Raw genomic sequence first — 9,681 nt, 5'->3', positions numbered from 1 at the left:
CCCTACGTCATCGCAATTTGCGGAACACGGGGCGGGGTGAGGGCTGCCTTAAAAAGAGCGGGGACCAAAATCCCCGCTCTACATTCAGGCTCACGGTGATGGGTGAACCGAACGGCATATCACCACTTCTGCGGCGCGGTCTTCGGTTCTATTACCCGGAACCCGGTCGCGATGGCCAGGGCCTGCGGCGCAAAGGCTTCCCACCGCGGCTCCTCCGCCGCCAGCCCCAGGATGAAGTACCGGCCGTCGGCGTAGAAGTGGTACTCGCTCACCCGCATCGTCACCTTGTCCTCGAGGAATGTGTAATCCAGGCGGCGCCCCTCCACTCCGGCGATTAAAACCCGTTCCTCACCGAGACGCTCGAAACGCGGCAGCTCGGCGGTGAGCGTTTCCACCTGTTTCGCCACGCTGGCCGGCAGGAGAACCCCCTCGGGCACCGCCGTGACGACGACGCGCAGCACCTCGTGCTGTTGCTTGGAGCTCATGACGACCACGCCCAAGCCGTCGGGAGTTTCCGTCGCGTGGGCGCGATCCCAGAAATCACGGTCATAGTAGAGTACGAAGCCGAGCGTGTCGTTGAAAAGGGGCCATGGGTTGGCCGGTTCGAAGGCCGCCGTCGTCCGTTCCACGACGTCCTCCACCGGCTCTCCCGCCCGTTCGCAGGCAGCCGGGAGGAGCCCCAGGACCAGCGCCAATCCAACCGTCACCCCGAGTCGGTACAGCATGTTCTCCCACCCCGTCAGCCGGTTCTAAGTGCCCTCGCGCCAGGATGCGAGGTACTTCCGCTGCCGTTCAGTCAGGACGTCTATGGCGACGCCCATGCTCTCGAGTTTGAGCGTGGCGATTGTGGAATCCACCTCGGCCGGGAAGGTGTGAACCCGAGGCGCCAGCCCGGTGGTTTTTTTCAGGAATTCAGCGGCCAGGGCCTGCCCGCAGAAGGATAGGTCCATCACCTTGGCCGGGTGCCCCTCGGCGGCGGCGAGGTTCACCAGGCGACCCTCGCCCAGGACGAAGACCGCGTGCCCCTTCGGCAGGGTGTACTCGACCAGGTTGGGGCGAATCTCACGCCGCCTCGTCGCGTAGGCCCGCAGCTCCTCCACCTGGATTTCGACGTTGAAGTGACCGGCGTTGGCCACGATGGCCCCGTCCTTCATCGAGTCGAAGTGGTCCAGGGCGATGACGTCGCGGTTGCCGGTGACGGTGACGAAAATGTCGCCCAGCGGCGCGGCCTCGTCCATGTGCATCACCCGGAAGCCGTCCATGACCGCCTCCAGGGCCCTGACGGGGTTTATCTCGGTGATGATGACGCTGGCCCCCTGCCCCTTGGCCCGGGCGGCGACCCCGTGGCCGCACCAGCCGTAACCGGCGATCACGAAGACGCTTCCGGCGATGAGCGTGTTGGTGGCGCGCAGGATGCCGTCCAGCGTGGACTGGCCGGTGCCGTAGCGGTTGTCGAAGAGGTGCTTGGTGTCGGCGTCGTTGACGGCGATGACCGGGATTTTCAGGGCGCCGTCGGCCTCCATGGCCCGCAGCCGGATGACCCCGGTGGTGGTCTCCTCGGTGGAGCCCAGGACGGTCTTCAGCAGCCCGGGGTACTCGGTGTGCATGGTGGAAACCAGGTCGGCGCCGTCGTCCATGGTGATGTCGGGACCGGCGTCCAGACAGGCGCGCAGGTGGGAGTAGTAGGTCTTCGAATCCTCACCGTACCGGGCGAAGACGTTGACGCCGTAATCGCTCACCAGGCTGGCGGCGGTCTGGTCCTGGGTCGAGAGGGGGTTGGAGGCGCAGAGGTAGACTTCGGCCCCGCCCGTCACCAGGGTCCGCATCAGGTTGGCGGTCTCCGTGGTGACGTGGAGGCAACAGGCCAGGGTGAGCCCGGCGAGGGGGCGCTCCCGCTCGAAGCGCTCCCGCACGAGGCGCAGGGTGGGCATCTGGCGCTCGGCCCATTCAATCTTGAGCTTACCCTCGGGGGCCAGGCTCAGGTCGCTGACATCGTTTTTCACGAAAACTCCTCGTCAAACCGTACGTCCGGTAAAGCGTCTCAGAGAATCTCCAATTCGCGGCAACTGATACAACAGCTTGAAGGGAGTGTAGCGCAACCGTTTGCCGTCCACCAGGGTTTTTTTACCGAAGGCGGACAGTGTGTGCAACCCATGGGGGTAGGGGGAAGACGGCTCCGGCGCGACGGAGGAAACCGGCTCCTCCTCGAAACAGGTGGGCGTGAGCCGCCTCACCCGCATCAGAAACACGCGCCTGCCGTAATCCGACGAGCAATCCTGGACCGGCCGGTAGAGGGCGCCGCCGTGGATGAAAGGCGTCCCCGCGGAACGGGAGCAACGAACATCCACCTTGACCGGATTGTTTTCGCAGGGTCTCCAGGTTCCCAGGAGGCTGTCCGAGTACCAGACATAAAGGGGGATGTCGGGCTCATCCCCGCAGAAAAAAAGCCACCATAATCCGTCGTGATGCACGACCGTGGGATCGACGGCGCGGACGTCATTCACGAGCACCTTCTCCCTCGTCCACCGGCGGGGGAAATCTACCGCCCGATAGAGGGTCAAATTTCCGCTCTCCGTGGCCTCGGGGAGACAGAAAATCTCGCCGTCGGACGAGATGAGGAAGGGGTAGGACAGGTGGTACGGCTCTCGGATTGCGGCGACGGGCGGGAGGGCCGCGGATAATCCCTCGCGGGGCACGTCCACGCAGCCGATCTCCCCCCGTCCCTTCCGGTGGTCGTAGTGCTCCAGGAAGACGGTTCCCCCGCCCGTGGCGCGGGCGACCCCGAAACAGTCGGCGTAGAACCGCCCACGGGGAGCCTCCGGCAGCCATTCTATGTCGAGAGGCCGCCGGTCTTCGAGAAAGCCCTCTATGGGTTGGTTAACTATCCCCACGTTCCAGGTTTCATGCAGAAAATAGTGGGAGACCAACCGCTTGAGCATTCTCACCGATTGTCCGCCCAGGAAACGGACCAGCCGGAAGAAGGTGGGGTTGTAACGAATCGGCGCCTTCGTCGCGGAGGGGGGATCATCCAGGTAGCCGGCGTTCCCGTTTTGGATGTCCCGGCACACCTGGGCCGGCATGGCGGCGCCGGCGCGGAGGGCTTTACTCAAGTTATTCGTATATGAATGCTTATCCGTCACGTAGTAATGCCGTTTCAGCACAATCCCGCCATCGAGCCTGTCCGTGAGCCGCTGGAGAATCGTGCCGGTGACCGGATCACTGTGGTATACCTCCCAGAAACAGGGCGGTGAACCCCGATAGCGCCTCTCGTCCCCGTGGTGGAAGGACCAGACGCCGAACCTGGCCGCCTCGAGTATCCCGCCCCGGATGATGTTGAAACCGAAGCGCAGGATGAAGTCCAGCCGATGGCCGCGGATTGCCTCCAGGTCCTCCTCGGTGAAATATTGGGAGAAGCGGCCTTTGGTGGTCACCCGGCAGGATAAAACGGGCACCCCGTCGAGGTCGCGCGGCAGTTCGCGCTTCTCGAGACAGGGGGCGTGAACGAACAACCTGGAGTAAACGGCGAAGGGGAAATCGCGCGAGAAGAGAACCCGCAGAAACCTCTTGAACCAGGACCTACGCGCGTCGGCGTTGAGGATGAAAAGCGCCGGCGCCACCCCCTCGACCGATCTCAACGCTTCGAGACACCTTATCTGCCAACCGGCGAGCCGGGGCTCGTCGAGCATCACCCCGAAGCGGAACCGCTGAGAAGCCGATAGAGCCATCGGTGGCCATGAGAGGTCGAAGGGGACAGCCTCGTGACCGTCGAAAAGGTTCGCCGGAGAGGCGTCACTTCGTTTCGTTACACCGCGTTGTGGAGGTCGGAGACCGCGTCGGTCTTCTCCCAGGTGAATTCGGGCAGCTCCCGGCCGAAGTGGCCGTAGGCGGCGGTCTTCTTGTAGATGGGGCGGAGCAGGTCCAGCCGCTCGATGATGGCTTTGGGCCGCAGATCGAAGATTTTTCGCACCGCGCGCTCGAGGGCCTCCTCGTCCACCTTGGCCGTGCCGAAGGTTTCGACGAGGATGCTCACCGGCTGGGCCACCCCGATGCAGTACGCCAACTGGAGCTCGAGCGTGCGGGCCAGTCCGGCGGCGACGATATTTTTGGCGATGTAACGGGCCATGTAGCTGGCCGAGCGGTCCACCTTCGACGGGTCCTTGCCGGAGAAGCAGCCGCCCCCGTGGGCGCCGTGGCCGCCGTAGGTGTCCACGATTATCTTGCGACCGGTGAGGCCGGCGTCGGCCTGCGGGCCGCCGAAGGTGAACCTCCCGGTTCCGTTGATGTGGTACTCCGTCTCGGAGTCCAGCCACTCCGGCTGGATGACCTTGGCGATGACCTCGGCTTTTATCGCCTGCGCCAGCTTCTCGGGCAGAACTTCCTCGTCGTGCTGGGCGGCGATGATCACCGTTTTCACCCGGCGGGGCTCTCCGTCGGCGTACTCCACCGTGACCTGGGTCTTGCCGTCGGGACGCAGATGGGAGACGACGCCGGTCTTGCGCACCTCGGCCAGCCGCATCGCCAGCTTGTGGGCCAAAGACGCGGTCAAGGGCATCAGCTCCGGCGTCTCATCGGTGGCGTAGCCGAACATCAGCCCCTGGTCGCCGGCGCCCTGCTCGTGGGCGGATGACTCATTCACGCCCTGGGCGATGTCCGGGGACTGGGGATCTATGGCCGAGAGAATCCCGATGGACTCGTAATCGAAGCCCATGCGGGCGTCGGTGTAACCTATCTCCTTCACCGTCCCCCGGACGATGCTCGGGATGTCTATAAACCCGTTGGTGGTAATCTCCCCGGTGACGATGGCCAGACCGGTGGTGACCAGTGTCTCGCAGGCCACACGGGAATGGATATCCTGTTCCAGCGCGGAGTCTAAAACCCCGTCGGAAATTTGATCGGCTATCTTGTCCGGGTGCCCCTCGGTGACGGACTCCGAGGTAAAAAAGTGCTTTTTCTTCATCAATGCTCCCTCCGGGCGACCTTATAAAAGTCTTGAATCGGCTGTTGCAAGCCAAGGCAGTATATCACGATGCGGGGATATTAATAAAGGGCTCAACGGTGAACCCTCTTTAGAATCGGACCCACGACGGATGGACGGAGGGGGTGGTGTCCAAACCCGCCGGCGCCTAACGGATACGATGACGCAAAGGTGGACTTTCAGGTCCGCCAGGGTGCGGTCAGGGGAAATTTCGACCGCCGGATTGCGATGACGTAGGGCGGGGATTCGCCGGGGCGTAACTCGCTTCGCTCGGTTTGCCAGGGGCATAGCTCGGTTCGCCAGAGGCGTAGCTCGCTTCGCTCGGTTCGCTCGGTTCCCATCCCCGCCGCATTTTATGTTCTCCGCCCCGACCCGTCGGCGCGCCACTCCCACGGGGAGAGGGAAACCGATTCTACCTACCCCCCGGCTCCACCCAAATCACGCCGAACGGGTTAAAACTTCAGGGTGTAGCTGACGCGGTGCACGTAACCCATGGGCAACTGGGGGACGAAGGCGTAGTCCAGCTCGCCTACGATCAGGCCGGACAGAGCGTCCAGGCCGATTCCCAAGGAGATGCCGGACCAGGAGTCGAAGTCCCCGAGAATGTTGTAGCCGGCGCGGAACGACACGCCCCGAACCGCCTCCCACTCGACCCCGGCGCAGGCCTCCAACGTCCCCTCGAAGCCGTAGGAGAAGTCGCCGGTCACGGTCAGCGTCTCTTGGAACATGCTCGAGCCGAGACCGACGCGGACCCCCATGGGCATGGACTCGGAGAGCTCCTGGAACTTCACTTTGGGGCCCAAATTTTCCAGAACCAGGCCCACCCGGAGGCCGTTGAACCGGGTGTGGTAGAGGAGGCCGAAATCGCCGGCGAAGCCTTGGCCCACCTCCTGGTCGTACTTCTGGACGACGTAGTGCCCGGAAAGCCCCAGCGAAAAGCCCGGGAGCGGCTCCATGGAGATGGCTCCGCCCAGGGTGCCCAGTCCCACGCTGTAGGTTCCTATCGGGTCGCCGTAGGAATCCCGGCGGGTCTCGGAGGTGTAGACCATGTTCAGCTCCACGCCGTAGCTCCACATGTCGCTGATGTCATGGGTGAATCCGATCCAGCCGTGGTGCACATCGCCGATGATGTTGGCGTAGTAGGAACCCAGCTCGGCGTTGATTATCTGGGCCATACCGGCGGGATTGGCGGCCATGCCGAAGACGTCGTCGGCGATGGCGGTGTAGGCCCCGGCCAGCGCCATGGGTCGGGCGCCGATCCCCAGCCGGAGGAAATCGGCCCCCACGGTGCCCGGTCCGTCGGCCGCCAGGGCCAGGCTCGCCAGAACGAGGGTCATCAGCAGGATACGGACCCGATGCGACCGCGGTGAAATCTCTCGCATACCGGCCCCCATCAGCGGATGACCGTGAACTTGCCGTGGCCCACGTGGTAATCGCCCGAATCCACGGTGAAGAAGTAGAGCCCCGTGGCCACCTGGCTCCCGTTATCGTTGTCCCCGTACCAAGTCGCCTGGCCGAAGGCCTCGTCCACCTCGTCCTCGCCGATGGTGCGCACCAGGTCTCCGGAGAGCGTGTAGATGCGGACGGTGACCCGGATGCCGAACTTGAAGAAGAAGGTGAGGTGGTCATCCCGCTCGGGGTAGTAGGGGTTGGGCCCCGCCATCACCCCTTGGGTCAAGGGATTGCGGATGCTGGTCACGTAGAGGGTCATCGGGTTGCCCGAGTCGCTGATGCGCTCGATGTAACAGGTGGACTCACTGGAGCCGTAGGGGAGGGAATCGGGCGTCGTATCGGGTCCGAACTCCCGCTTCGAGAATTTTCCCGGGAAGGGATCCCCGTCGTCGCCCAGGTTCACCCGGAAGTCGAGGTCGTTGTAGCCGTCGGCCTCCTCAAGGTCCACGCCCTTGTGCTGCTTGTTCCCGTTGACGGTGTTGCCCGCGAGGTTGTCCTCGATGACCCGCTCGTCAATGTGCCAGATGAGAAGGCCGTCGCAGGGCGTCGGGTCGTCGGGGTCTATGTGCGCAAGAAACGAAAGGCCGCGGTCGAAGCCCACCTGCTGGCGGTTCTCCAACAGGAAGTACTCCTCGGGACCGGCGATGGTGATTCTCAGGAACCGGGTGGCGTCGGGCGGCGCCGAGCTCTCGGCCCGGTAGATGGCGTGCGGCTGGTTGCGGCCCTGGGTGGCGTTGGTCACCGTGACCCAACCCGCGTGGTACTTGCTCCACGCGCAGGGGTGCACGGGGCAGTTGCCGGGGAGCGGGACGCGCTGGGGATAGGCCACGATTCCCGTCCAGGCGCCGTAGCCCATCAACCCCCAGTAACCGATGCCGTAGGAGTCGGCGTCCCAGCGGTTGGGGGTGGTGTCGTAGAGCGCGGGCAGGCCGAGCTTGTATCCGAAGTCGTGGCAGAAAACGCCGATGGTGATTAAAAGCTCGTTGCCGTCGTCGGAGTTGTCCAGGAGCTCCTCGGGCACGACCATGAAATCTTTGATCTTGACCCCGTCGTCGGTGGCGAAGGACCCGGGACCCCCGTCGGACTCGAGGTCCCACTTGCAGCTCCAGATGTTCCCGGGGTCCCGGCTCTGCTCGGCGCCCCACCCGGCGTGGACGACGAAGAGGGCGTCCACGTAGCCGTCGTCGTCGGAGTGCTCGGGGTCTGCGGAGCGGGGTATGCCGTCGGGGCCGTCGTTGTCGTAATCGGCGAAGTTGATCCGGGGGTCGGCGGCCATCAGGGCGTAGCGCACCATCCCCTGGGTGTTGTGCGGGTAGCCGCCGAAACCGTACTCCCCGTCGGTGAAGAACGCGTAATCCAGGTCCTCGCCGGTGGGGTCGTAGGTTCCGCTGACCCGGATCCAGGCCGAATCCACGTCGGATTCCTCGTCGCCCACGATCCGCACCCGGCTGCCGGTCACCTCGTCCCAGTAGTCGGTGAAGGTGCCCGGCTCCTGGTTACGGCGGAAGATTATCTTCCCGTACTCCAGCGGCGGGTGGATGTCCTTGTCCGCCGGCTGGTCGTCGAAATCCACCAGGAGGATAAGGGGTCTGACAGTGAAGTTGGCCGTTGTGGGAACCGGGGATGGCTGGTCCACGCCGTCGGGGCGCTCCGGCTCGGTCAGGTTCGCCGGGACGGTGAGCCCGTAGTAGTCGTAGAGCTCCAGCGGCATGCCGGGCATGGCCCAGGATGCGCAGAAGAAGAGGAGCAGGATGAGGGTTGCCCGCAACGGAGCCTCCAACGTCGGATGCACGGTGTCAATATAGCAAAAAGGGGACCCCGGCGCCAGCCTGGGGTCCGGAGAGTAGGTGACCGGTTTCCCGGACGGCGGCGGATGGGAACCGCCGGCCGGCAGGGACAAGGACCGCGTCGCCATCCATCCAGCCATTGCAGGTTTAGGCACCTCGGGCCCGTTTTCTCCGCCGCGTCGAATCAGGTACAATACAGAGTCTCAAGTGCGCCCGGAGAGAAAACGGCGCGGGACGGCGAACGGTTGATAAAAACCACACAAGCGATAGGCCGCTGGACGGCCCAGATTTTAGTCGGCATCCTCGCCGGGGCGGCGACCCTCGTCGTCCTCGCCACCCTCCTCTTCCGCCTACTCTACCCCGAAGAGAAACTCAAGGAACTGGTGCTGGGGCTGGTCAACGAAAACCTCCAGGGTGAGGTGTCCGTCGGCCCCGTCTTCATCTCGCCCCTGACCGGCTTGGTGGTGCGCGACCTCGTCGTCCTCTCCAGTGAGGAGTTCGACCGCGCGCCGGCCGTGCGGCTCGACGAGCTCGTCCTTCGCTACGATCTGGGAAAGCTCCTCGCCGAGAACCGTATCAGCCTGGATGTGGCCGAGGCCCGGGGGGTGAAGGTCAACCTGATCGAGATTCCCGGCCTGGGGTGGAACGTCGAGTACCTGGCCCCGCCCAGCGAGGAGGAGAAACCGCCTTTCACCTGGGACTCTCTTCCGGTGAACGTCCGGCTCCGGCGCCTGTCCGTCCAGGATCTGGACGTCACGGTCTCGGACGACATCGCGGCCAGCCTCGGGGGCCTGTCCCTGGTGATGGGTGGATTCGACACCGGGGAGCCCGGCCCGGTGTTTTTAGAAATCAGGAAGGAGCCGGGGCCGGTCAGCCTGCGTCTGGGCCCGGCCGAGGCTCCCAAGGCCTCGGGCCGCATAGATGAGCTTAGCCTGAAGCTGGATCTCACCATTCCCGGTGACCCGCTCGAGGCCACGGCGGTCTCGGGCGGTTTTTACGTCGCCGCCTCGGGGATAAACCTCTCCGCCCCCCTGGAGTTCGCCCCGGCCGGGGAACTCGTCCTGCAGGGCGACTTCGACGCCGACCTGGCGACGATGGGCGTCAACATCACCGGGGGACGGCTGTCCCTGGGCGATTACCTCTCCCTGGGGCTGGAGGTGGCGGCGACGCTGAGCGGGGAGCCCCGGGCGGCGGTGAAGCTCGCGCTGGACAGGGTCGAGCTCGGCCCCCTGGCCCGGGACCTTGCCCCCCTCCTGCCGGGTATCGTCGCCTCGGGCGACATCTCCGGCGCGGTAAACCTGGACGTGCGCCTGGACGAGTCCTTCGCGCCACGGACGGTGGCCGTCGAGGCCAAGCTCTACCTCGCCGGCATCGAGGGCGGGATGGCGCTCCCCAGCGGTCCGGCCCGCGTGGTGGGCCTGAACGGGAAAATCGCCCTGCACACCGAAGTGGAGCTATGATATCCGA

The 9,681-nt window shown here is 64.7% G+C and carries 7 protein-coding genes; 1 reads left to right on the top strand and 6 read right to left on the bottom strand.

Features of this window, described 5'->3' with window-relative positions; all coding sequences use genetic code 11:
* Nucleotides 1–119: 119 nt before the first annotated feature.
* The 6 genes from NTW26_04830 to NTW26_04805 form a co-directional block, all read right to left on the bottom strand.
* The gene (locus tag NTW26_04830) at nucleotides 120–725 is read right to left on the bottom strand and encodes a hypothetical protein (protein ID MCX7021593.1); all 606 of its coding nucleotides are present in this window, start codon (nucleotides 723–725) and stop codon (nucleotides 120–122) included.
* Nucleotides 726–749: 24 nt separating this feature from the next.
* Nucleotides 750–2,003, bottom strand: coding sequence for an adenosylhomocysteinase (gene ahcY / locus NTW26_04825; protein MCX7021592.1), 1,254 nt, complete (start codon nucleotides 2,001–2,003; stop codon nucleotides 750–752).
* A gap of 12 nt (nucleotides 2,004–2,015) precedes the next feature.
* Nucleotides 2,016–3,686, bottom strand: coding sequence for a hypothetical protein (locus tag NTW26_04820; GenBank protein ID MCX7021591.1), 1,671 nt, complete (start codon nucleotides 3,684–3,686; stop codon nucleotides 2,016–2,018).
* Nucleotides 3,687–3,802: 116 nt separating this feature from the next.
* Nucleotides 3,803–4,960 (bottom strand): methionine adenosyltransferase, encoded by a 1,158-nt coding sequence (gene metK / locus NTW26_04815; GenBank protein MCX7021590.1) that lies wholly within the window; start codon nucleotides 4,958–4,960, stop codon nucleotides 3,803–3,805.
* Between the two features lie 467 nt (nucleotides 4,961–5,427).
* Nucleotides 5,428–6,357 carry a PorV/PorQ family protein gene (locus NTW26_04810; GenBank protein MCX7021589.1) on the bottom strand — a complete coding sequence of 310 codons (930 nt, stop codon included), beginning with the start codon at nucleotides 6,355–6,357 and terminating at the stop codon, nucleotides 5,428–5,430.
* A gap of 11 nt (nucleotides 6,358–6,368) precedes the next feature.
* A complete protein-coding gene (locus tag NTW26_04805) occupies nucleotides 6,369–8,195 on the bottom strand; it encodes an immune inhibitor A (protein MCX7021588.1) in 1,827 nt (608 codons plus the stop codon).
* Between the two features lie 264 nt (nucleotides 8,196–8,459).
* Between NTW26_04805 and NTW26_04800 the strand changes: the two genes are divergently transcribed.
* Nucleotides 8,460–9,674, top strand: coding sequence for a hypothetical protein (locus NTW26_04800; protein MCX7021587.1), 1,215 nt, complete (start codon nucleotides 8,460–8,462; stop codon nucleotides 9,672–9,674).
* Nucleotides 9,675–9,681: the final 7 nt, after the last annotated feature.

This window comes from bacterium, assembly GCA_026398675.1.
Taxonomy (GTDB): Bacteria; RBG-13-66-14; RBG-13-66-14; order RBG-13-66-14; family RBG-13-66-14; genus RBG-13-66-14.
This window is presented reverse-complemented; position numbering and strand designations above follow the sequence as displayed.